Annotated in this window: 20 protein-coding genes; 10 read left to right on the plus strand and 10 right to left on the minus strand. The window is 70.6% G+C overall.

Annotated features, from left to right (window positions below):
• The first annotated feature begins 20 nt into the window (after window positions 1-20).
• The 3 genes from LT971_RS08000 to LT971_RS08010 are packed head-to-tail and all read left to right on the plus strand — an operon-like array spanning window position 21 to window position 3,959.
• Window positions 21-1,814: a S9 family peptidase gene (locus LT971_RS08000; RefSeq protein WP_237006358.1), complete on the plus strand. Its 1,794-nt coding sequence runs from the start codon at window positions 21-23 to the stop codon at window positions 1,812-1,814.
• Window positions 1,815-1,844: 30 nt separating this feature from the next.
• Window positions 1,845-2,912 (plus strand): M48 family metalloprotease, encoded by a 1,068-nt coding sequence (locus LT971_RS08005; protein WP_237006359.1) that lies wholly within the window; start codon window positions 1,845-1,847, stop codon window positions 2,910-2,912.
• Between the two features lie 21 nt (window positions 2,913-2,933).
• A complete protein-coding gene (locus LT971_RS08010; RefSeq protein WP_237006360.1) occupies window positions 2,934-3,959 on the plus strand; it encodes a lysylphosphatidylglycerol synthase transmembrane domain-containing protein in 1,026 nt (341 codons plus the stop codon).
• Here the strand turns inward: LT971_RS08010 and LT971_RS08015 are convergent.
• The 7 genes from LT971_RS08015 to proS all read right to left on the minus strand — a co-directional run bounded on the left by LT971_RS08015 (window position 3,952) and on the right by proS (window position 14,085).
• Entirely contained in the window at window positions 3,952-5,010 is a 1,059-nt protein-coding gene (locus tag LT971_RS08015; protein ID WP_237006361.1) for an NAD(P)-dependent glycerol-1-phosphate dehydrogenase, read from the minus strand. The two genes, LT971_RS08010 and LT971_RS08015, sit on opposite strands and share 8 nt — an antisense overlap.
• A 68-nt stretch (window positions 5,011-5,078) precedes the next feature.
• Complete coding sequence (locus tag LT971_RS08020; protein ID WP_237006362.1) at window positions 5,079-5,552, minus strand: GNAT family N-acetyltransferase; 474 nt, start codon at window positions 5,550-5,552, stop codon at window positions 5,079-5,081.
• Between the two features lie 154 nt (window positions 5,553-5,706).
• Window positions 5,707-6,696, minus strand: coding sequence for an SDR family oxidoreductase (locus tag LT971_RS08025; RefSeq protein WP_237006364.1), 990 nt, complete (start codon window positions 6,694-6,696; stop codon window positions 5,707-5,709).
• Window positions 6,697-6,731: 35 nt separating this feature from the next.
• The gene (locus LT971_RS08030; protein ID WP_237006365.1) at window positions 6,732-7,268 is read right to left on the minus strand and encodes a hypothetical protein; all 537 of its coding nucleotides are present in this window, start codon (window positions 7,266-7,268) and stop codon (window positions 6,732-6,734) included.
• 55 nt (window positions 7,269-7,323) lie between these two features.
• The gene (locus LT971_RS08035; protein ID WP_237006367.1) at window positions 7,324-7,890 is read right to left on the minus strand and encodes a hypothetical protein; all 567 of its coding nucleotides are present in this window, start codon (window positions 7,888-7,890) and stop codon (window positions 7,324-7,326) included.
• A 116-nt stretch (window positions 7,891-8,006) separates the two neighbouring features.
• Window positions 8,007-12,494: a glutamate synthase large subunit gene (gltB, locus tag LT971_RS08040; protein ID WP_237006368.1), complete on the minus strand. Its 4,488-nt coding sequence runs from the start codon at window positions 12,492-12,494 to the stop codon at window positions 8,007-8,009.
• An 85-nt stretch (window positions 12,495-12,579) separates the two neighbouring features.
• Window positions 12,580-14,085: a proline--tRNA ligase gene (proS, locus tag LT971_RS08045; RefSeq protein WP_237006369.1), complete on the minus strand. Its 1,506-nt coding sequence runs from the start codon at window positions 14,083-14,085 to the stop codon at window positions 12,580-12,582.
• A gap of 92 nt (window positions 14,086-14,177) precedes the next feature.
• Here proS and LT971_RS08050 point away from each other — a divergent pair, with 92 nt between their 5' ends.
• Window positions 14,178-14,762, plus strand: coding sequence for a DUF5789 family protein (locus LT971_RS08050; protein WP_237006371.1), 585 nt, complete (start codon window positions 14,178-14,180; stop codon window positions 14,760-14,762).
• A 67-nt stretch (window positions 14,763-14,829) separates the two neighbouring features.
• The gene (locus LT971_RS08055; RefSeq protein WP_237006372.1) at window positions 14,830-15,024 is read left to right on the plus strand and encodes a hypothetical protein; all 195 of its coding nucleotides are present in this window, start codon (window positions 14,830-14,832) and stop codon (window positions 15,022-15,024) included.
• Window positions 15,025-15,123: 99 nt separating this feature from the next.
• Here LT971_RS08055 and LT971_RS08060 read toward each other — a convergent pair whose 3' ends face one another.
• The gene (locus tag LT971_RS08060) at window positions 15,124-15,606 is read right to left on the minus strand and encodes a cupin domain-containing protein (RefSeq protein ID WP_237006373.1); all 483 of its coding nucleotides are present in this window, start codon (window positions 15,604-15,606) and stop codon (window positions 15,124-15,126) included.
• A gap of 320 nt (window positions 15,607-15,926) precedes the next feature.
• Here LT971_RS08060 and LT971_RS08065 point away from each other — a divergent pair, with 320 nt between their 5' ends.
• The 3 genes from LT971_RS08065 to LT971_RS08075 all read left to right on the plus strand — a co-directional run bounded on the left by LT971_RS08065 (window position 15,927) and on the right by LT971_RS08075 (window position 18,874).
• Window positions 15,927-17,852, plus strand: a complete 1,926-nt coding sequence (locus LT971_RS08065) for a beta-CASP ribonuclease aCPSF1 (RefSeq protein WP_237006374.1) — start codon at window positions 15,927-15,929, stop codon at window positions 17,850-17,852.
• Window positions 17,853-17,978: 126 nt separating this feature from the next.
• Window positions 17,979-18,455 carry a DUF7332 family protein gene (locus LT971_RS08070; protein WP_237006375.1) on the plus strand — a complete coding sequence of 159 codons (477 nt, stop codon included), beginning with the start codon at window positions 17,979-17,981 and terminating at the stop codon, window positions 18,453-18,455.
• A gap of 44 nt (window positions 18,456-18,499) precedes the next feature.
• On the plus strand, window positions 18,500-18,874 hold the full coding sequence (locus LT971_RS08075; RefSeq protein WP_237006376.1) for a DUF7522 family protein: 375 nt from the start codon (window positions 18,500-18,502) through the stop codon (window positions 18,872-18,874).
• 3 nt (window positions 18,875-18,877) lie between these two features.
• Here LT971_RS08075 and LT971_RS08080 read toward each other — a convergent pair whose 3' ends face one another.
• Complete coding sequence (locus LT971_RS08080) at window positions 18,878-19,738, minus strand: endonuclease III domain-containing protein (protein ID WP_237006377.1); 861 nt, start codon at window positions 19,736-19,738, stop codon at window positions 18,878-18,880.
• 45 nt (window positions 19,739-19,783) lie between these two features.
• Window positions 19,784-20,197, minus strand: coding sequence for a DUF371 domain-containing protein (locus LT971_RS08085; protein ID WP_237006378.1), 414 nt, complete (start codon window positions 20,195-20,197; stop codon window positions 19,784-19,786).
• A gap of 301 nt (window positions 20,198-20,498) precedes the next feature.
• Between LT971_RS08085 and LT971_RS08090 the strand changes: the two genes are divergently transcribed.
• Both LT971_RS08090 and LT971_RS08095 read left to right on the plus strand, forming a co-directional pair.
• Window positions 20,499-21,401 carry a coiled-coil protein gene (locus tag LT971_RS08090; protein WP_237006380.1) on the plus strand — a complete coding sequence of 301 codons (903 nt, stop codon included), beginning with the start codon at window positions 20,499-20,501 and terminating at the stop codon, window positions 21,399-21,401.
• Window positions 21,402-21,583: 182 nt separating this feature from the next.
• Entirely contained in the window at window positions 21,584-22,735 is a 1,152-nt protein-coding gene (locus LT971_RS08095) for a DUF373 family protein (protein WP_237006381.1), read from the plus strand.
• The last annotated feature ends 37 nt before the right edge of the window (window positions 22,736-22,772 follow it).

The raw sequence follows: 22,772 nt of genomic DNA on the forward strand, positions 1-22,772 counted from the left end.
GCCAGCGACCACGTGACTGTATGGCGTACGACATCGAGCGGTACCTCAACATCCGGGGGGCCGGCGGGCCGACGCTCGGGCCGAACGGCGAACTGGCGTTCACGCTGGACACCACAGGCACCAACCAGGTCTGGCGCGTCGACGAACCCGAGTCGTGGCCCGACCAGCTGACGTTCCACGACGAGCGCGTGCTGTGGGCGTCGTTCTCGCCGACCCGCGAGGAGCTCGTCTACGGGATGGACGAGGGCGGCGACGAGTTCACGCAGCTGTATCGGCTGTCCGCCGACGGCAGCGAGGACGTCCAGCTCACCGACGCCCCGGACGCGAAGCACAACTGGGGCGGCTGGAGCCACGACGGCGACCGGTTCGCGTACGCGGCGAACCGCCGCGACCAGGGGCGCTTCGACGTCTACGTACAGGGCCGCGACGAGACCGGGGAAGACGCCGAGCTGGTGCTTTCGGGCGACGAGTTCGACTGGCCGTCGGTGGCCGGCTGGAGCCCCGGCGACGACCGCCTGCTGGTCGTGGACGGCCACTCGAACTTCGACGAGGACGTCTACGTGCTGGACGTCGAGTCGGGCGAGCTGACGCACGCGACGCCGTTCGAGGCGGACACGCGGTTCTCGTCGGTGGCGTGGGAGCCCGACGGCGACGGCGTCTACGTCTCCACCGACCACGAGGCCGACACCCGCTACCTCGGTCTGCTCGACCCCGAGACGGGCACCATCGAGCGGGTCGCCGACGGCGACGGCTGGCCCATCGAGGCCGTCTCCGTCGACCACGACGCCGGCCGACTGGCGTACGTCCGGAACCGCGACGGCTACAGCGAACTCACCGTCGCCGAGCCTGACGGGACGAGTCTCGACGAGTACCCGTCCCCGGACCTCCCTGAGGGCGTCGTCTTCGGGCTCTCGTGGGGGCCCGACGGCGACGAGCTGGCCGTCGCCGTCTCCGGGGCCACCGAGAACACGAACGTCCACGTCCTCGACGTCGAGTCGGGCGAGAGCCAGCGGTGGACCCGGGCGTCGACGGCGGGCATCCCGAAGTCGACGTTCCGCGAGCCCGAACTCGTCCACTACGAGACCTTTGACGGGCGCGACATCCCCGCGTTCCTCACGCTCCCGGACGGCGACGGCCCCCACCCGGTCGTCGTCGACTTCCACGGCGGCCCGGAGGCCCAGCGCCGCCCCTTCTTCATGTCCCTGCGCCAGTACTTCGTGGACAACGGCTACGCCGTCTTCGAGCCGAACGTCCGCGGCTCCTCGGGCTACGGGAAGGAGTACCTCAACCTCGACAACGTCCGCAACCGCATGGACTCGGTCGCCGACGGGAAGGCGGGCGTCGAGTGGCTCGCCGCCCGGGACGACGTCGACGAGAACCGCGTCGTCGCCTACGGCGGCTCCTACGGCGGCTTCATGGTGCTGGCGTCGCTCACCGAGTACCCCGACCTGTGGGCGGCCGGCGTCGACATCGTCGGCATCGCGAACTTCGTCACCTTCCTCGAGAACACGGGCGACTGGCGCCGCGAACACCGCGAAGCCGAGTACGGCAGCCTCGACGAGGACCGCGAGTTCCTCGAGTCCATCAGCCCGACGAACAACGCCGACCAGATCCGGTCGCCGCTGCTCGTGCTGCACGGGGCCAACGACCCCCGGGTGCCGGTTGGCGAGGCCGAACGCATCGTCGAGCAGGCCAGCGAACACGTCCCCGTCGAACAGCTCGTCTTCGAGGACGAGGGCCACGGCTTCTCGAAGCTGGAGAACCAGGTCACGGCGTACTCGAAGGTCGTCGAGTTCCTCGACGACCACGTGTAGCTTAGTGGCACGACGCCCTAGGTACGGGTGATGCACGCGGCCGCTCTCGGCACCCTCCCAGCCGTCGCGTACGCCGCGAGCCGGCTGACCGCGAGGCTCGCCACCCGCGCGTCCGACCGGACGACCGCAGCGACGCGGCTGCGGCGCGCGAACCGCGTCCTGCAGGTCGCCGTGGCGGTGGCGGGCGTCGCGCTCGCCACGGACTCCATCCTCGACGACGCCGTCGTCGCCGCCGTCCCCGGGCCGACAGCCGTCGGCGTGCTCGCCGGACTGGCGGGCACTGTGGCCGTCGGCGGCGTCGCGCCCGCGCTCGCCGTCCACCTGGGCTCCCGGCCGGCGTGGGCCGCCGTCACGCGCGCACCCCCGGACTACCGCCGAATCGTGGCGCGCTACCTGCGGTTCGCGGCGCTGCTCACCGCGCCGGCGTTCGCGGTGGTCGCCGTCTGGCTGGCCGCCCCCTCTGGGCTGCCCGGCCTGGGCGCCGTCGCCGCCGCGGCGTTCGCGCTCGCCGCCGGCCTCCCCGCAGTCGCTGCCCGCCACGGCGCCGTCCGCGACCTCACCGAGCGCGAGCGCGCCTGCGTCCCCGAGTGCGCCCGCAACCTCCGCGTTCGCGTCGTCGAGACGCCGCGGTCGCCCGTCGCGAACGCGCTCGCTGCCGGCGCGCTCCCCGGCTACCGGTACGTCTTCGTCACGGAGGCGCTGTTCGAGACGCTGGACGACGGCGCGGTCGCGGCGGTCGTCGCCCACGAGGCCGGCCACCACCGCCGCGCCCACGTCGCGGTCCGCTTCGTCGCCGTCGGCGCCGCGCTCGCACCGCTGTTCCTCGCAGCCAGCGGCGTCCTCGCCGGGCTCGCCGTCCCGGCTGTGGCCTCGGTCGGCTTGCTCCTCGCCGCCGGGCCGGTCGTCCGCTGGACGGAGTTCGACGCCGACGCGTACGCCGCCCGACACACCACCTCGTCGGCGATGGACCGCGCGCTCGCGACGCTCGCGGCCCGCGGGCTGCTGGCGACCGAGCGCGGCCGGCTCGCCGGCGCGTTCGCGCTGCACCCGTCGGTCGGCGCGCGCCGCGGCCGCCTCGGCGACCACAACGCTCATTGACCGGACCCGCGACCCGTCCGTGTGGACGTCCTCCGTCGCCACCACAGCCCGCGCCTCCGCCGAGCAGTCGTGCGGTTCGGCGTCGCCGCCGCGGTCGTGGCCGCGCTCGTCTACGGCGTCGGCTGGGAGCGCGTCACCGAGCACCTCGCAGCAACGGATGCCTCCCTGTTCCTGCCGGCAGTCGCGGCGTCGCTGGTCGGCATGGTCGTCGGCGCCGAAGGGCTCCGGGTCGCCATCGGCGTCTCCCGGGGGTCGCCGGACGTCTGGCTCGCGCGCTACGCCGCCCTCGCCGGAACGTTCCTCCGGTCCGTGCTACCCGCGGGCGGCGTCGGGAAGGGCGCGTTCGTGGCGTACACGGTCGGCCGCGGCGGGACGACGAGCGCCAGTCGGGCCGTCGCGGGCGTCGCGAGCTGGGAAGCGCTGAACGTGCTCGCGTCTGCGACGGTCGCAGCTGCCGGACTGGTCGGGGTGCTCGCGGCCGGCAGGGACGCCGGGACTGCACCGGTGGTCGTCGGAGCGTTCGGGGGCGTGCTTGTGGCGGCCGTCGTCGCCGGCGGCCTCGTCGCTCGACACAGGACCGTCGTCGTCGACCTCGTGCTGTGGGCGGCGCGCGTCGACCGGCTGCTTCCCGGCGTCGACTCCTCGCTGGACCGCGAGCGCGTCCGCGCCGCGCTCGACGCCTTTCTCGGGAACGTTGGCGCGCTCGCGCGAGACCAGCGGCGGCTCGCTGTCGCGGTGGCCGCCGCCCACGCCAGCTGGCTGCTCGCCGTTCTGGCGCTGTACCTCTGCCTGCACGCGGTCGACCTCCCGGTCGCCCCCTCGGTCGCGCTGGTGGCGCTGCCGCTGGCCGGGTTCGCACGAGCCGTCCCCGTTCCGGGCGGCCTCGGGCCGATGGACGCCGCCCTCGGCGGCATCGTCGCCGTGCTCACCGGACACTCCCTGGGCGCGCTGGCGTCGGCGCTGGTGCTGTTCCGGGTGGCGACCTACGGCACGCGCGTGGTCGTCGGCGGCGCGGCGCTCTGGCGGCTGGACGTCGCGCTCAGATGACGCCTGTGCGCGTGGCGGCCTCGCGGGCGGCCGCCTCGCTGATGCCGGAGCCGAGAATCGTGTAGCGGTCCCGAATCTCGTGGGCCGAGGTGAGCGCCTCCAGCACTTCCTCGTCCGAGATGCCGAGCCCCTCGGCCGTCGTCGGCGCGTCGAGGCTCGCCAGCGCGTCCCGGACCGCCATCCACTGGCCCTCCTGGCCGGAGTGGAGGTACTCCGCGAGGATGGAACCGACGCCGACCTGGTGGCCGTGCAGCGCCTTCCCGGGCGCGATGCGGTCGAGCTGGTGGCTGAACAGGTGCTCGCTGCCCGACGCGGGCCGCGACGACCCCGCGATGGACATCGCGACGCCCGAGGAGACCAGCGCCTTCACGACGACCCACGCGGACTCCTCCAGTTCGGGCTTGATGTTCGCGGCGTTGTCCACGAGCATCTCCGCGGTCATCTGGGAGAGCGAGCCGGCGTACTCGCTGTACGGGACGTTCTGGAGGCGGTTCGCCAGCCGCCAGTCCTTCACGGCGGTGTAGTTGGAGATGATGTCCGCGCAGCCCGCCGTCGTCAGCTCCCACGGCGCGTCCGCGATGACGCCCGTGTCGGCGATGACCGCCAGCGGCGGCGCCGCCGACACCGAGTGGCGGGTGTCGCCCTCCGGGACAGACCCACGGCCGGAGACGATGCCGTCGTGGCTCGCCGCCGTCGGCACGCTCACGAACCCGACGCCGAGGTGGTCGCTTGCCATCTTCGCGATGTCGATGGCCTTCCCGCCGCCGACCCCGACGAGGTAGCCGGGGTCGACGGCCTCGGCCTCGCCGAGCACGCGCTCGACGGAGTCGAAGGTCGCCTCCTCGACGACCACGACCGCCGGGTCGTCGCCGACGGCCTCGAACTGCGCGACGATGTCGTCGGCGGCCACCGTCTTCGGCGTCGGGCTCGTCACCACGAGCGGCCGCCCCGTCAGGTGGGTGTCGCGGACGACCTCCACGGTGTCGTCGAGCACGTCGTGGCCCACGACGACGTTCCGCGGGAGCCGGATCCACGTCGACTTCTCGAACATACCGGGACTCCCTCGGGGACGAGTAAAAACCTACTCGTCGCCGGCCAGCCTGCCGGGCGCCGCTCGCCTCACTCCTCGCCGACCCGGCCCCGGTAGGAGACGTACTTGCGTTCGAAGCGTTCGTCGTACATCTCGACGGCGGCGTCGTTGTCGACGTGCGCGGACACGCCGACGTGCTCGCAACCGCGGTCGGCGGCCCAGTCCTCGATTCGGTCGAACAGCCGGGATGCCAGCCCCTCCCGCCTGTACTCCGGTTTCACGTAGAGGCCGTCGACGCTCGCGTACGCGCCCCGGGCGTAGATGGGGACGCTGTCGTGGCGGCACCCGGAGATGTGCGCTGCCAGTTCCCCGTCGTCTGTTTCGGCGACGAAGAGGACGCGAGTCTCGTCGTCCAGCCACCGGTCGATTTCGGCGTCGGCGACCCCGTCCTCGTCGAGTTCGTTGAACGCGGGGTCGAGAGCTGCACTCTCGCGGAATCCGGGAACGAGGAGGTCCTGTTTGACTGCCTGTGCGTCGTCTGGTGTGGCTTCACGAATTCGCATCTGTGGGCGTGTGTCGGCGGTCGAGCGCGGTGCAAGCGGAGCGACGAAACCCCTCGAGGGGCGCCGTCACGTGACGAGAAGCCAGGTCATCGGTCACTCGGATTCGGGTTCGACGACCCAGTGCAAAAGCGTTCGGTCTGCGTGGGTTGCGGTTTCAGACCGTGTCCAGCACGTCCAGCAGCCGCTCCTCTACCTCCCTGTCCGGGCCGTTGTCCCGACCCGTCAGGCCGTGCTCGCGGTGGGCGTCGACTGTGCGCTGCATCGCCTCGGCAAGCGGCGTCGACTCGTAGCCGAGTTCGGCGACCTTCGACGTGTCCAGCACGTGGGGGTAGTCGCGGTACAGCGGGAAGTCGCCGAGCTCGAGGTCGACGATGGAGAGCTCCCGGGGGCTGGTGTACGAGCGCTCGACGCTGGTGTCGAGGGCGTCGGCAATCAGGTCGAGCAGGCGGTCGAGCGTGACGGCGTTGCGGTCGCCGACGTTGTACGCCTCGCCCGGCGTACCCTCCTCGGCGACGAGGCGGAGGCCCTGCGCGACGTCCTCGACGTAGACGCGCTGCCAGAGGTTCGTGCCGTCCCCGGGCACGACGACCTCGTCGTGCTCGGCGACGCGGTCGACCCAGTACGCGAGGCGCTCGGTGTAGTCGTGGGGGCCGTAAACGACCGGCGGGCGCACCGCCATCGCCGGCACCCCGCGGTCGGCGGCCTCGAAGACGATACGGTCGCCGGCGGCCTTCCGCGCGCCGTAGGTCTCCGGCGAGTCGTCGGTCGCTTCCTCGGCGGAGCACGACTCCAGTTCGGTCTCGTCCTCGCGTTTGGGCACGTCCTCGTCGGCGTACGCCGCGCCGCTGGAGACGTAGACGTACGCCTCGACGTCGCTGAAGATCTCGGTGGCTGACTCGACGTCCCGGGGCTTGTACGCCACGCAGTCGAAGACGGCGTCCGGCTCGACCGCTCGCCTGGCCTGCAAGAGGTCCCGTCGGTCGGTGCGGTCGCCCTCCACGCGGGAGACGCGGTCGTCGTCCGCGAACGGGTCGTCGTGGTTCCCGCGGTTGAACGTCGTCACGTCGTAGTCGTGGGCGAGCAGTTCCGCGACGAGGTGGCGGCCGATGAACCGCGTGCCGCCGACGACGAGTGCCGTGTCCATGCCCGGACGGTCGGCCCCCGACCCAAAAGCCGTGGCTATTCGACACTGAACGGCGCGACGAACACCACGCGGTCCTCGTCGACGTCGACGGACACCGAGAACGCGTACCGCTGGCCCGACTCGAGCGCGAGCGTTCCGCCGTAGACGTCCTCGGGGCCGGTGTCGGTGTCGGCGGTCTCGCCAACGCCGACCCGCCAGCGCACGCGCTCGCCGGCCTCGAGGACGACCCACGGCTCGATGACGGCGCCGCGGTCGACGGGCTCCCAGCCGTCCTCGGTCTCGCGGTGGACGCGCCAGTCGTAGGGGTTCAGCCCGACCTCGTCGGCCGAGTCGTTGGCGAGGGTGACCTCCAGCGTCTCGCCGACCGCAACCCGGTCTGCGCTCTGGCCGAACGACGCCGGCTGGTTCTCCGCTGTGCCCGAACACACCGTCGCGTCGGTGCCGTCGGAGACGTCCGGACAGTCGTCGTCGACGCTCGTCGGTGTCGAGTCGTCGCCCCCCGTGCCGGCGCGGCCGAGGCAGCCGGCCGTGGCGAGCACCGCACCGGTCGCGAGGAACGCTCGGCGTTTCATGGATGTACGGATTTCGGCCACGGAAGAAACCTTTGTGGGCAGTGAAACACCGATTTCACTCCACGACGGCGAACTCGAGGACCGACTCGACAGGGGTGCCGTCGCGGCGGCCCCGCGCGACGAACGCGTGGTCACCGGGCTCGAGCGCCACCGGGCCGACGTACCGCGTCTGCGTGGAGAACGCTCCGATGCCGCCGCCACCGCCGTCCTCGTCGCTTCCCCCGCCGTCACCGGCCAGCAGGAGCACCCACGCAGTCTCCTCGCCCGGTGCGAGCGTGACGCTGCCGCCACCCGGTCCAGCAGCCACCCGCTCCCAGCCGTTCGACCGCCTGAAGACCGCCCACGCACCCGCCGCCACGTCGACCGCACCGCCGCCGTCACCGCCGCCATCACCGCTGTCGGCGCCGCTGTGCTGGGCGTCGTTGGCGGCGACGAACTTCGGGTTCGGGCCGCCGGTAGCGACCTCTCCGGGACCGGACAGCGCGAGGGCGTCGCCGCAGGTCGCGTCCCCCCGGCCGGTCACCGTCGCACAGCGCGAGCGCCGCGAGGACGCGCCAGTGAACGCCGCCAGCCCCACGCCGAGGACGCCGATGGCTCCCCGGCGAGTAACCTTCCGAGACACGACAGCGGCTACGCAGTACCGGACAAAAGACGTGTCGCGGACTCAAATCGGCGTTTGAGTGAGCGACCCGGCGGTCAGTCAGTGGATTCGGCGGCCGGTCGAACCGACTGAGCGGGTCAGTCGGCGCTACCGGGGACCGAGCGGTCGTCGCGGACGCTCGCCGGGAGCGACCGGCGCGCGTCGGCCTCCGGGCGCTCGTCGATGGCCTCGCGGTAGGCATCGGGCATCACGACGGCGAACTCGGAGACGGCGGCGGGCCAGTCGGCCAGCAGGTCGGCCGCACGCCGGCTGTCCGTGCGGGCGGCGTGGTTCTCGACGAGGCGCCGGAGTGCCGCCTCGTCGCGCTCGGAGAGCTCCCGGGAGACCCGCACCATCTCGGTGTTGCAGCGGTCGGCGAAGTCGCCGTCGGGGTCGTGGACGTACGCCACGCCGCCGCTCATCCCCGCCGCGAAGTTCCGGCCGACGTCGCCGAGCACGACGACGATGCCGCCGGTCATGTACTCGCAGCCGTGGTCGCCGACGCCCTCCACGACGGCGTGGGCGCCGGAGTTCCGGACGGCGAACCGCTCGCCGGCGACGCCGTTCACGTAGCACTCGCCGTCGGTCGCGCCGTACAGCGCGACGTTCCCGACGACCGTGTTCTCGGCCGGGTCGAAGCCCGCGTCCGGGGGCGTCTGGACGGCGACCGTGCCGCCCGAGAGGCCCTTGCCGACGTAGTCGTTGGCGGCGCCGGTGAGACTGAGCGTGACGCCGGACGCGAGGAACGCGCCGAACGACTGACCCGCAGCGCCGTCCAGGGAGACGTGGACGCTGTCCTCGGGGAGTCCGACGGTGCCGTGCTCGCTGGTGACGGCGTGAGACAGGCGGGCACCGACGGAGCGGTCGCTCGTGTCGACGTCCCGCGCGAGCGAGACGCTGCCGTCGCCCGCCAGCGCCGGCTCGGCGGCCGCAATCAGGGCCTCGTCGAGGGACACGTCCGGGGCGTCCTGCCCGCGCGTCCGAATGCGGTCGTCGTCGCCCGACGGCTCGGCGAGCACCCGGGAGAGATCGAGGCGACTCGCCCGCCCCTCGTCGACGTCGGTCTGGGAGAGGTGTTCGACGCGCCCGACGAGGTCGTCGACCGACTCGTAGCCGAGGGCGGCCGTGATCTCGCGCAGCCCCCGGGCGACGAACCGGAGGTAGTTCGCGACGCGCTCGGGCGTCCCCCGGTAGCGCTGGCGGAGTTCCGGGTCCTGGGTGGCGACCCCGGTCGGACAGTTGTTCGTGTGGCAGATGCGCGCCATCACGCAACCGGCCGACACGAGCGACGCCGTGCCGAACGCGAACTCCTCGGCACCCAGCAGGGCGGCGACGGCGACGTCGCGACCGGTCTTCAGCCCGCCGTCGACGCGCAGGGTCACCCGCGACCGCAGCCCGGTCTCGCGCAGCAGCTGGTTGGCTTCGGCGAGCCCGAGCTCCCACGGGAGGCCGGCGTGCTTGATGCTCGTCTTCGGGCTCGCTCCCGTGCCGCCGGAGTGCCCGGAGATGTGGATGCAGTCGGCGCCGGCCTTCGCGCAGCCCGCCGCGACGGTGCCGATGCCCGCCTCGGCGACGAGCTTCACGTGGACGCGGGCGTCCGGGTTCGCCGACCGGAGGTCGGCAATCAGCTGCTTGAGGTCCTCGATGCTGTAGATGTCGTGCTGGGGCGGCGGGCTGATGAGCCCGACGCCGGGCGTCGAGCAGCGCACGTCGGCGATCATCTCGTTGACCTTCGACCCCGGGAGGTGGCCGCCCTCGCCGGGCTTCGAGCCCTGTGCCATCTTGATCTGGAGGTCGTCGGCCGCCCCGAGGTACGTCGACGTGACGCCGAAGCGACCCGACGCCACCTGCTTGATGGCGCACTCGCGGTCGGTGTCGAAGCGCTCAGGCGGCTCGCCGCCCTCGCCGGTGTTGGACTTCGCGCCGAGCCGGTTGGTCGCCTCGGCGTTCGTCTCGTGGGCCTCCGGGCTGATGGAGCCGAGGCTCATCGCCGCCGTCGAGAACCGCTCGACGATGTCCGCGACCGGCTCGACATCGTCGACGGGAACCGACTCCCGGTCGGCGGTGTCGACGTCTAGCAGCCCCCGGAGCGCTCCCGTTTGCTCCGTCTGGTCGTTCACGTAGCCGGCGTACTCGCCGAACGCCCCGTAGTCGCCGGCCTCGACCGCCTCCTGGAGGCTGTGGACGGTGTCCGGGTTCCACTGGTGGAACCGGCCGCTCGTCCGGTTCTCGAACTCGCCGACGCGCTCGACGCCCGCCGCGCCAGCACCGTCCTCGGTCTCGCCGAAGCCCGCCCGATGGCGGGCGCGCACGTCGGCTTCGAGGTCCGCGAGCGTCGCGCCCCCGGTGCGGTTCGGCGTCCCCTCGAAAAAGCGGTCGACGACCGACTCGTCGAGGCCGACCGCCTCGAAGATCTGGGCGCCCCGGTAGGACTCCACCGTCGAGATGCCCATCTTCGACTGCACCTTCAGCAGACCGTCCTCGAGCGCCTCGACGTACGACGCCACCGCCGCGTCGGCGTCCGGGCCGTCGGGGCCGGCGACGAGGTCGCGGACGGACTGCACCGCGAGGTAGGGGTTCACGGCGCCGGCGCCGTACCCGACCGTCGTGGCGAGCTGGTGGACCGTCCGGACGTCGCCCGCCTCGACGGCGATGCCGACGCGCGCCCGCAGGCCCTCGCGAACGAGGTGGTGGTGGACGGCGCCCGTCGCCAGCAGGGAGGGGACCGGGAGCGCGTCCTCGCCCGCCGACCGCTGGGAGAGCACGAGCAGTTCGGCGCCGTCCTCCACTGCTTCGGCGGCCGCCGCCTGCACGCGCTCGACGGCGGCTTCGAGGTCCTCGCCGGGGTCGAACGCGAGGTCGATGGTCTCGGTCGGCCGGCCGGCGTGCCGGACGGCGTCGAGGTCCGCGTCCGTCAGGACTGGGCTGTCGAGGACGACCTGCCGGGCGTGCTCGGGGGACTCTCCGAGGAGGTTGCGCTGGCGGCCGAGCCGGGTCTCCAGGCTCGTCACGAGGTCCTCTCGGAGGTAGTCTATCGGGGGGTTGGTGACCTGCGCGAACAGCTGCCGGAAGTACGAGGCCAGCGGCAGGTCGAACGTCGAGACCCCGGCCAGCGGCGCGTCGTCGCCCATCGACCCGACGGGGTCCTTGCCGTCCTCGGCCATCGGCGCCACCAGCTCCTCGAGCTCGTCCTCGGTGTAGCCGAACATCGCCTGCTCGGCGCGCAGGTCCGCCGCGGGGTCGCTGGGCAGCAGGTCGCCGCCGCCCGTCTCGAGGCGGACCTGTTCGTCGGCGACCCACTCGCCGTACCGGTCGTCCGTGAGGTCGGCGAAGACGTCCTCGTCGTCGACGACGCCCCGGCCGGGCTCGGCGAGGAACAGCTCGCCCGGCTGGAGACGGCCGCGCTCGCTCACCTCGCTGGCGTCGGCGTCCAGCGCGCCCTGCTCGGACGCCATCACGAGCGTGCCGTCGTCGCGTACCTCGTAGCGGCAGGGCCGCAGCCCGTTCCGGTCGAGAACGGCGCCGACCCGGTCGCCGTCCGTGCCGACGACCAGCGCCGGGCCGTCCCACGGTTCGACGAGGCTGGCGTGGTAGTCGTAGAAGTCCCGGCGTGGCTCGGACAGCTCGTCGTCGCCCTGCCACGCCTCCGGAACGAGCATCCGGAGCGCGTGCGGGAGCGACCGCCCCGACTGCATGAGCAACTCGAGGGCGTTGTCGACGCTCGCCGTGTCGGACTGCTCGGGGTCGTCGATGACCGGGAGCACCGTCTCCAGTTGCTCGTCGGTGAACCCCTCGGTCGCGATGTCGGCCTCCCGGGCGCGCATCCAGTTGACGTTCCCCTGGATGGTGTTGAACTCGCCGTTGTGGACGATGGTCCGGTAGGGGTGGGCGAGGTGCCACGCGCCGAGCGTGTTCGTGGAGAACCGCGCGTGCACCAGCGCGAACCCCGTCTCGACGCGGTCGTCGGTGAGGTCCGGGTAGTAGTCGGCGAGCTGTTCGCCCTTCAGCAGGCCCTTGTAGACGACGGTGTCCGGGTCGAGCGAGCAGACGTAGAAGCGGTCGTGGTCGACGGCGGCCTCGACTGCCTGCCGGCCGACGTACAGCGCCCGCTGGAAGTCGTCGCAGCCCGCGGGCTCGACGAGCACCTGCGTGACGTGTGGCTCTGACCCCAGTGCAGTCTCCCCGAGGTCGGCGTTGTCTGTCGGGACCGTCCGCCAGCCCTCGACGGCGAGCCCGTGGTCGGCCAGCGTCGCCTCGACCGTCTCGACCACCGACTCGCGCTCGACCGGACTCTGGGGGAGGAACAGCGACCCGACGGCGTACTCGTCGGGGAGGCCGTCGAAGACGTCCGCGAAGAAGCCCTCGGGCGTCTGTATCAGTGCGCCCGCGCCGTCGCCCGTGTTCGGTTCTGCGCCCGTCGTCCCGCGGTGTTCGAGGTTCGCGAGGACGTCCAGTGCGTCCGCGAGGACGCGATGCGACTGGCCGCCGTCGAGGTCGACGACGACCCCGACCCCGCAGTTCGAGCGCGCGTCCCCCGGGTCCGCGAGGAGCTGGTTGTCGTCGTCACCGGCGTCGATACCGTCCATATGGCATGGAGTAGCACACGCAAACAAGACGCTACCCCTGAATGACTAGATACGGCAGAGGAGAAACTAAGGACGTATAAGGAAGTCAGTAGGACTTCGCGAAGTACGCCGTCTCCTCGGCGGCCTCGCCGCAGACCGCGCAGTCCTCGCCCTCGTGGTCGGGCTCGGGCACCCGCTCGCCCTCGAACTCGGAGGCCGCGCGCGCTGCGGAGTCCTCGCCCAGCGGCACCATCACGATCTCGGCGGCGATCTGGTCTTTGATCTCGGCCTCGCAGTCCTCGTCGCCACACCACGGCGCCTTCACGTAGCCGCCGTGCTGGCCGATGGTGCCCAGGATCTCCGCGCGGTCGCTGGCCTCGCGGACGTTCTCGTCGAGGCGCTCGGCGGCCGCGTCGTAGAGCTTCTCGTAGACCTCATCGAGGTGGTCGTGGACGCGAGCAGTGATGTCCGCACGGTCCTCGACTGTGCTCTCGCCGTCGGGCCGGTGGACGACCGTGACCTCCTCGTCCTCGACCTCGTTGGGCCCGACCTCGAACCGGACGGGGACGCCCTTGAGCTCCCACTCGTTGTACTTGAAGCCGGGATTCCGGCCGTCGCGGTCGTCGAAGTGCACGCGCACGCCCTGCGCCTCCAGCTCGGCGGCGATTTCGGCGCTGTACTGCTCGACTTCCTCTTTCGTGTCTTCCTGCCAGATCGGGACGATGACGACCTGTTTGGGCGCGACGGTCGGCGGCAGCACCAGCCCCTGGTCGTCGCTGTGGCTCATCACGAGCGCGCCGATGGCACGCCACGACAGCCCCCACGACGTCGTGTACGCCGTCTTCTCGGCTTCGTCCTCGTCGCTGAACGTGATGTCGAACGCGTCGGCGAACGACTGCCCGAGGTGGTGGCTCGTGCCGCCCTGCACGGACTTCCCATCGGGCATCAGCGCCTCGACCGTGGTGGTGGTGTCCGCGCCCGGGAACTTGTCGTGGTCGGGCTTCTGCCCGCGCAGCACCGGGATGCCGAGCACGTCCTCGTAGAGTCGCTGGTACTGGTCGAGCCGCAGCGTCGTCTCCGCCCACGCGCCCTCGTCGCTGGCGTGGGCCGTGTGGCCCTCCTGCCAGAGGAACTCCTTCGTGCGGAAGAACGGCTTCGTCTCCGTCGCCTCCCAGCGCACCACGGAGTTCCACTGGTTCACGCGCAGCGGCAGGTCGCGGTGGGACCGCACCCACTGGGACATGTACGGCGCGATGATGGACTCCGAGGTCGGCCGGACGGCGAGGCGCTCCTCGAGCTCGTCGTGGCCGCCGTGGGTCACCCACGCGACCTCGGGGTCGAAGCCCTCCACGATGTCCTTCTCCCGTTCGAGGTAACTCTCGGGGATGAACATCGGGAAGTAGGCGTTGTCCACGCCCGTCTCCTTGAACCAGCCGTCGAGGTTGTCCTGGATGGCCTCCCAGAGCGCGTAGCCGCGCGGCCGGGTGACGATGAATCCACCCATCGGCGCGTAGTCGGCGAGGCCGGCCTTCTGGACGACCTCGGCGTACCAGTCGCCGGGGCTGTGCTCCTTGGACTCGGTGATGCCGAGTTCCTGGTCGTCGTCGCTCATTGCTGGAACACTCGCCTGACGCGCTCTTAAATCCCGTGAAGCGACCGCGAGTCGCCCGCAGGGTTATCCGGCCGGACAGTGTACGTGTTATCATGGGTGACACGAGAAAGGGCCGCGAGGACCAGGCACAGGAGGAACTCGAACGACAGCAACAGCGCGCCGTCCAGGAGGAGCTGGACCGCTGGCACGAGACCGAGCCGCCCCGGGAGCTCGAGGACGCACTCGAGTCACTGTCGTACCCCGTGACTGCCGACGAGGTCGCCGAGACGGTCGGCGACTACGAGGTCGCGGTCAGCGACGACGAGGCGATTCCGGTCGCCGAGATCGTGGAGCGCTCGACTGTCGAGGCCTTCGACTCCCCGGACGAGGCCCGCGAGCGCATCCAGAAGCCGTCGGTCGCCGCGTCGCTGCGGCGGCTGCGGGCGGCCAGCGACGACGGCGGCCTCGGGTCGGAGTACCGCGCGAAAGCGGAGACCTTCGAGAAGACGCTGCGCGCGCTGGAGAACATCGACGCGGACGACGACGACGAGGGCGTCGCCGCCGTGACGGCGTGGGTCGTCGAGCACCTCGAGGAGACGGGGTCGCTACCGAAGTCCCGGCGCGTCCGGAACTTCGCGGCGGAGTTCTGCCGGGAGCACGGCTACGAGGTTCGGGACGACGACTGGCTGGGCGCCTGAGCCGGCGGTGTGAGAGAGAACCACTACCGCCGGGAAGATTAAGTGGTGTGGAGGCATTTCACAGGGTATGGGTGACACGAAGCGTGGCCGCGAGCGCAACGGCAAGAAGAAGCGCGAACAACTCCGCGAGCGCGAGGTAGAGCGCACCCTCGAGGCCACGAACGAGCCGGCGGAGCCGCCCGAGTTCCCCGACGACGAAGCGGTCGACCTCGACGAGGTCGACCTCGACCACATCAGCCTCGACGAGAACGTCTCCAGCTGAGGCGCAGCACCCCACCGTTTCTTTCGACGACCGCGACACCGACCAGCCGCGCGTCCGTCGCGTTCCCCGTCGTCGGCCGGCGCGGACCGGGCGACGCCTTCAGAACATCTCGGTACCACACTCCCGACACACTAGCTGCATCACGCCGTCCTCGTCGGGCGGCCGGACGTCGTGGCTGGTCTCCTCGCCGCACTCGCCGCAGGGCGCCAGCGACTCGATGTCCGACCAGTTGTGGCGTGCGCCCGGCGCGCCAACCGCAAGCGCGCGGACCGGCTCGTCGGAGTGGTTGTGGCCGTTCTGGAACTCGCCCGGCGGGAACCGGATGACCTGCCCGGCCTCGACGGTGACGTGCTCGCGGTCCTCGCCCACCTCGAAGGTCGCCGTGCCCTCCTGGACGTAGAAGATCTCCTCCTGGTCGTGGTGGGTGTGGAGGCCGCCGGAGAACTCCTCGCCGGGCTCGAGTTCGTACTCGACGAGCGCGACGTGCTCGGCGCCGAGTGCGCGCGAGACCGGCCTGCGGGTGCTGTGGACGCCCATCGGGTTCGGTCGGTTCGACACGTCTTCGACGGTGACTTTCTCCATGCGGGCACGGCGGCCGCTGGCTGCATAAGTGTGGGCGGCCGCCGACAGCCCCACGACGGGACCGGCGAGCGTGTCGGCTGACACACAGGCTTTGCGAAGGCTTTTATAACCGGCCCTGTTTAGCTGGTTGTAAGCGGGTTCTCACGCACCGTTCCCGCGGCCCGGCCGTCGGCCGGCCGGGAACAGCATCTCCCTACTGCCATGACGAAGCTGTGGTCGTCACCACGTTCTCCGGGCTCCACTCGTCCCGGCTCGCGCCGGCGCAGAGCCACCCCCGTCGGTGACGCCACGACCCAGGGACCCCGCACTCACCGACTACTATGAGTACTGTAGACCGACAACTCGAGGAGTTACAGGACGAAATTGTCAGCGAAATTCCGCCGGACATCTCGGTCACCGATGTCAAGTACGAGGGCCCCGAGCTCGTCGTCTACACCCGCGACCCCAAGCAGTTCGCGCAGGACGGCGACCTCGTGCGCCGGCTCGCGTCGAAGCTCCGGAAGCGCATCACCGTCCGTCCGGACCCCGACGTGCTCTCGAAGCCCGACCGGGCCCGCGAGAAGGTCATGGACGTCGTGCCCGACGACGCCGGCGTCACCAACCTCGACTTCCACGAGGACACCGGCGAGGTCGTCATCGAGGCCGAGAAGCCCGGGATGGTCATCGGCCGCCACGGTTCCACGCTCCGCGAGATCACCCAGGAGGCGGGCTGGACGCCAGAGGTCGTTCGCACGCCGCCCATCGAGTCTTCCACGGTGTCGAACGTCCGGAACTTCCTCAAACAGGAGCGCGACGAGCGCCGCGACATCCTCGAGAAGGTCGGCCGCCAGATCCACCGCGAGGAGATGCAGGACGACGAGTACGTCCGCGTCACCACGCTGGGCTGCTGCCGGGAGGTCGGCCGTGCGAGCTTCATCCTCTCGACGCCCGAGACGCGCATCCTCGTGGACTGCGGCGACAAGCCCGGCAGCGAGGACGAGGTGCCCTACCTCCAGGTTCAAGAGGCGCTTGCGGGCGGCGCCAACACCATCGACGCCGTGGTGCTGACGCACGCGCACCTCGACCACTCGGCGTTCATCCCGCTGCTGTTCAAGTACGGCTACGACGGCCCCATCTACTGCACTGAACCGACCCGCGACCTGATGGGCCTGCTGACGCTGGACTACCTCGACGTCGCGGCGAAGGAAGGCCGCACGCCGCCGTACGACTCCGAGATGGTGCGGGAGGCCATCAAGCACTGCATCCCGCTGGAGTACGGCGACGTCACGGACATCGCACCCGACGTCAAGCTCACGCTCCACAACGCCGGCCACATCCTCGGTTCGGCCGTCTCGCACTTCCACATCGGCGACGGCCTCTACAACGTCGCGTTCTCCGGCGACATCCACTACGAGGACACGCGGCTGTTCAACGGCGCCGTCAACGACTTCCCGCGCGTGGAGACACTCATCCTCGAGTCGACGTACGGCGGTCGGAACGACTACCAGACCGACCAGGAGGACTCCGAGCGCAAGCTCACGGAAGTCATCAACGAGACCTACGAGGACGGCGGAAAAGTCCTCATCCCGGCGTTCGCCGTCGGCCGCTCTCAGGAGATGATGCTCGTCCTCGAGGAGGCGATGCGGGAGGGCGACATCCCCGAGATGCCCATCCACCTCGACGGCATGATCTGGGAGGCCACCGCCATCCACACCACGTACCCCGAGTACCTCCGTGACGACCTCCGCGACCGCATCTTCCACGGCGACTCCAACCCCTTCCTGGCGCCCCAGTTCAACCACATCGACGGCGGCGAGGAGGAACGCCAGGAAGTCGCCGACGGCGACCAGTGCATCATCCTCTCGACGTCCGGCATGGTCTCCGGCGGCCCCATCATGTCGTGGCTCGAGCACATCGCGCCCGACCCGGACTCGACGCTGACGTTCGTCGGCTACCAGGCGCAGGGCACGCTCGGCCGCCGCATCCAGTCCGGCCGCGACGAGATTCCGATGCCGGACGCCCGCGACGGCGGCCGCACCGAGCACCTGACGATGAACATGGACGTCGAGACCGTCGACGGCTTCTCCGGGCACGCCGACCGCCAGGGCCTCGAGGACTTCGTGCGCACGATGAACCCCCGGCCCGAGAAGGTGCTGTGCGTGCACGGCGACGAGTCGTCCGCCCAGGACCTCTCCTCGGCGCTCTACCACGAGTTCAACATGCGGACGTTCGCGCCGAAGAACCTCGAGACCTTCCGCTTCATCTGAGGCTACCGGACCACTCCACTGCCCGAGACCTGCCAGCCCCTGCCGCCACCGGGTACTGGCCAGTTCCACCCCTGTCGTCGACCACTCGCCGACAGACCTATTGTCGCGGTTTCGCTACTGGCGAACGTGTCCCGTCCGTCGCTTCGCGCCGCCGCAGTCGCCCTCGTCGTGCTCGTCGCGTTGGTCGGCGGCGCCGCCGCCCAGACGGCGCCGAACGGGCCGAACGTCGACCGCGACGGCGGCCACCGCTTCGACGTCGGCGGCGACAGCCCCCACATCACGTTCTGGCTGCACCTCGACCTCCTCACGAACCTCGGCGCCGCCGGCGACCTCGGGTTCAGCGCGGTCGGCACAGCGATGGACACCCGGGTCGTCGCAATCGACGTCCAGCTGAACTTCGACGGTGTCGGGCCGCTCGGGGACTTCCTCGTGAACCCGTTCTCGCGGTTCTCGGTGACCGCCGAGTGGGAGCTCAACCTCCCGTTCCTGTCGGCCGGCCCGGCCGCCGACGAGGACTTCACGTACCGCGACAACGAGACCATCGGCGGCGGCGACGGGAACGGCTCCATCGGGAACGAGACCGCCGGGAACGGGTCGGCCTGACGGCCAGCAGTGTTATCCGGCGCGAGTGGCTTCGCTTCCACGAGATGGTCGACGTCCCGAACGGATTCACGGCCGCCCTGCGGGCGGAAACCGGTGACGCACTGCGGGCCGTCGCCACCTACGACATCGACGGCTACGAGACCGTGTACTGCCGGGACGACGTGGCCGGCCGGATGGCCGAGCGCGCACCGGACATCCACGACGACCTCGTCCTCCAGGGCGTCGGCCGCGAGCACCTCGAGTCGCTGTTCGACGCCGGTCGCCTGCACTGCTCCGTGCACCGCTTCGAGGACCTGACCGCGTTCCACTTCCTCGCCGACGAGTACACCGGTCTGTTCGTCTCCATCGACGCCGACGCGGACGTCCGGCTGGCGTCGTTCGCCGACACCTGCCGCGAGTACCTCGAGCCGTCGGAGTGAGCGTCAGTCGGCGTCCGCCGGGTCCACGACCGTCTCCGTGACCTCGTCGACGCCGGCCCTGTCGCAGTAGTCGTACAGCGGACAGGCCTCCGGGCCGTCGAGACACGCCGGTTTCCGGGCCGTGCAGTAGTCGCGCCCGAACTGGATCATCGCCGTGTGCCCGAAGCCGCAGGCGTCGGCCGGCACCGACGCCTCCAGTGCTGCCCGGACGCCCTCGTGGTCGGCGTCTGGCGGCGCCAGCCCCATCCGCCGGGCGATGCGGTGGACGTGCGTGTCCACGGGGAAAACGCCGGGTTTGCCGCCCGCGAACAGCAACACGCAGTCGGCCGTCTTCGGGCCGACGCCTTTCATGTCCAGCAGCGCGTCCCGGACGGCGTCGGGGTCGGCGTCGCGGACGAACTCGTCGAAGCCGTCTTCGCCGTCGTACTCCTCGCAGATTCGGCCTGCGAGTCGGACGATGGTCTCGGACTTCTGGTTGTAGAGGCCGGCCGAGGAGATGGTCTCGGCGAGTTCGTCGCGGTGGGCGTCTGCGAGCGCTTCGGCGAGGTCACCGTCTCCGCGGCTGCCGGCGCCACTCTCGCGGTCGCCGTCCGACGCGGGGCGGTCCTCGGGGTCTGCTGGGTCGTATCGGTCCAACAAGGCGTCGTGAGCCGGCTGACTCGCCACGTCGCTCGTGTTCTGGCTGAGCACGGTCCGGACGAGGCACTCGAAGGCGTCCCGCCCGCCGTACGTCTTCTCCCAGTACACGTCCCCCAGGTCGGCGACGATGGCGGCGGCCCGCGTGTCGGCGTCCGCGTCGACATCCGCGAACTCCCCGCCGCCGGCGTCGCCGCCGGAGATGTTCACCGAGGGCTCGTCGTCCATGTCCGCCGGTGGGGGCGCCGCGAGGAAAAGCGTGGCTCCGAACGGCTACTCGACGCGCAGGGTCGCGGTGAGGTCGGCGCCGTCGGCGAGCGCGGCGACGAGGTCGCGGTCCACGTCGGCGGCTGCCGTGTCGGCGTCGACGAGAATCGTGCGGTCGTCGACGTACGTGCTGGTGCGAGCGACCATGCTGCGGTCGTTCTCGAAGGCGAGGTCCGGGTGGCCGGAGCCGGTGACCGTCTCGCGGTGGCCGTCGGCCTCGAGGACGAGCGTGATGGTGGCGTCGGCGTCCCGGCAGGCGTCGGCGAAGTCGTCGGCGAAGTCGGTGGGCGCGCGGTCGGCCTCGATGCCGAGGATGCAGTCGCCCGCGGGCGTGAGGTAGTCGTCGGTGGTGAGCTCGAGCGTGCTCTCGTGGGCGGCGGTGACGTGTTCGTGGCCGTGCGCGCGAACAGTCTCGTTCATGGCAACGGGGAGCCGCCGGACGCACTTGTGGGCCTCGCTCGACGCCCTCGTTTTAAGTTACACACGGAGTGGTCTGTGAGGCGTTCCCACGGTCGTGAGCGGCCCTCTGGACTGATTGCGGCGGTGTGACACACGCAAATTTTAAGTGGCGGGCCGGAGTACTACCTGCCACCTGAACGCTGCGAGCGTTCGTGCACAGCCCGAGAGAATGACAGGACGTTCTCCCCACGACCGGAACGGACTACCTCTCGAGCGACGGCTGTACCGGGCGCGCCAGCGGAATGGCATCGAGGTTTGAACAATGGCTGAGGAAGAAACAACAATCGAGGTATCGACCGCCGACGAACTCATTACTGACGACGAACTCCAGAACAAGTCCAAGGGCCAGCTCATCAAGAACGCCGGCCAGTTCCGCGACCGGCGTAACGAGCTGAACCAGCTCGCGAGCTCCCGCGCGTCCGAGCGAGACGACCTGAACGCCAAGACCCGAGAGAAGGTCGACGAGGCACAGGAGCACCGCGAGAAGCGAGACGAGCTCAACGAGCGCGTCCAGGAACACAAGGAAGTCCGCAACGAGCTGAACGCGGACGCCAACGAGCTGTTCGACGAGGTCGAACAGCGCAAACAGGACCTCGAGCTCGACGAGGGCAAAGACCTCGAACAGCTCAAAGAGGAGATCGAGGAGCTCGAGTTCAAGCAGCAGACCGAAGTCCTGTCTACCGAGGACGAGCGCGAACTCATCGAGAAGATCGAGAACAAGCGCGAGGAGTACCAGGACCGCAAGGAGAAGCTCGACCAGTCCGGGAACCTCGAGGAGCTCGTCGAGGAGGCCGAGTCCGTTCGCGCGGAAGCCTCCAAGCACCACGAGAAGGTCACCGAGCTCGCCGACGAGGCCCAGGAACACCACAACCAGATGATCGAGGCCTACCGGGAGGCCGACGACATCCGCGACGAGGCCGACGAGATGCACGAGGCCTTCGTCGAGGCCCAGGAAGCCGCCGACGCCCACCACGAGGCGTTCGTTCTGGTCCAGAAGCGCCTGCGCGAACTGGACAAGCAGGAAGAGGAAGAGGAGAAAGACCAGCGGCAGGCCGAGCAGGAAGAGGCCCGCGAGGAGGCCGAGGAGATCTACGAGCGCTTCAAGGAGGGCGAGACCCTCGACACCGAGGACCTCCGGAAGCTCCAGAAGTCCGGCCACCTGTAAGCCGGCACGCGACGACTGCGACCCCCGACGACGCCGGCCACCGTCACACGGGCCGGCAGTATCTCCGGAAGCGCCGGGCTCCCCGTCTGGCGCTCCGTTCTCCCGTTCTTCACGTCGCCCGACAGCGGCGGCCGCGTCCCCGCGAAGCTTTTGTGGTGGCGGCGTGACCGTCGAGGTGATAGATGCGTACGCTGGTGGTGTGCGTCGACCGGACGGGCGACGTCTCCCGGAAGACCGGGCTGCGGACGCCAGTCGCCGGCTGGGAGGCGGTGCAGTCGCTGGTCACCGACATGGGCGTCGCAGACCCGGAGGACTCCGGCGTGAACTGCCTGCTGGAGGCACTGCGGGTGACACGAGACCTCCGGGACGGCGAGGACGACGCGGTCGTCGCGGCCGTCTCCGCGGAGGGCGACGGTGTGAACGCCGACCGCTCCATCGCGAGCCAGTTCGACGACCTCGTGGATCGCTACGAGCCCGACTCCTGCGTGCTCGTCGTCGACAGCGCCGAGGACGAGCGCGTCGTCCCCATCGTGGAGAGCCGCGTCCAGGTCGACGCCGTCGACCGCGTGGTCGTCCGGCAGGCCCGGGACCTGGAGTCGACGTACTACCTCCTGAAGCAGTTCCTCGGCGACGAGGAGATGCGCCAGACGATTCTGGTCCCCATCGGCATCGTCCTGCTGGTGTTCCCGGCGCTGATGATGCTGACCGGGAGTCTCGCGGTCGCCGCCGCCAGCATCACGACCGTCATCGGGCTGTTCCTCCTGTACAAGGGGATGGGCGTCGACGACTACGTCGCTTCGCTCCCCGGGCAGGCCCGGGACGCGCTGTACTCGGGTCGCGTCTCCATCGTCACCTACGTGGTCGCCGTCGGCCTCGCGCTCGTCGGCGTGTTCGCGGGCGCGCTCGGGCTCTCCGACCAGCCGGCGAACACCCCGGAGCTGTTGCTCGTGATGACGTTCACGTACTACAGCATCCCGTGGGTGGCGCTGGGCGCGCTCGCCGCGAGCGCCGGCCGGCTGTTCGACGAGCTCATCCGCCGCGACGAGGTGCGGACGTCGTTCCTGAATCTGCCGTTCGGCGTGCTCGCGGTGGCGCTGGTCGTCCGCGGGTTCTCGGCGTACTTCGTCGAGCGTGCCGGCCGCGTCGGCCCCCTCGAGGTGCCGGCGGCCGAGATCGGTGCGCTCTCCATCGAGGGGTTCGCGCTGTCGCCCGAGCAGCGCCTGGCCGCGTTCGTCGTGCTCGGCGTGTTCGTGAGCGTCGTCGGCATCCGGGTGGCGACGCACTTCACCGGCGTCGACCTGGAGGACGTCGAGGACCCGGTCGAGCAGTCGTAAGCGCGAGGCCTATGGCGCTGGCGTGCCACGCCCGGGT

The sequence above is a fragment of the Halobacterium rubrum genome (genome assembly GCF_021729015.1).
GTDB lineage: Archaea > Halobacteriota > Halobacteria > Halobacteriales > Halobacteriaceae > Halobacterium > Halobacterium rubrum.